The sequence below is a fragment of the Weizmannia sp. CD-2023 genome, from assembly GCF_036225245.1.
GTDB lineage: Bacteria > Bacillota > Bacilli > Bacillales > Bacillaceae_C > Weizmannia > Weizmannia faecalis.
Genome location: NZ_JARTJQ010000137.1, coordinates 1 through 569, shown reverse-complemented (window position 1 = coordinate 569; position 569 = coordinate 1). Strand labels below are relative to the sequence as shown.

The window sequence follows — 569 nt, the reverse complement described above, 5'->3', positions numbered from 1 at the left end:
TGCGGAATATGCGTTTTAATTTGCTCCTGCGACATATTTTCCGCAATTGGACCGCTTTCAAGATCGGGTTCACAATCCAATATCCTTTTACCCAGTACTGCATTTTTATGACTAAATCATGGGCTTGATTAGAGGGGCTAACATGTAAATATCAAATAGCTCTCATCTTTACGAAGATAAGAGCTATGCAGTAAAGTATAATTGCTTAATTAAAAATTTCAAAATAAGGGATCAAAAAACATGTTATTTTTTTGATCACTAGTTTTTTTGTATATTCCTTGGTCATTTAAGGGTATTATACTTTAAAATTTTTGCAGTGGATCCTGCTGGTTCAACAGCATACGTAGTACTGTGCTGCATTATATTAATGGATGACATCCTTAATAAATGCTTTAACCGAATCTATGTCTACTTTTTTAGTAGAATTTTTTGGATAGTTGTGTTCAAGGTAGTCGAGCAACTGATTTGCTACATCGCAATGGTTGTATATTTTTTTGAAATTGGCGATAAAGCTCTCAACTGTTTCATCATCCACGCTTTCAATTGTCTGCTGTTACTGGCGCCCCAAA

General features: G+C 34.6%; 1 pseudogene. It reads right to left on the bottom strand.

From position 1 onward, the window contains the following. A pseudogene (locus P9687_RS16720) lies at positions 1-142 on the bottom strand (Uma2 family endonuclease); the annotation flags it as partial. Positions 143-569 lie beyond the last annotated feature (427 nt).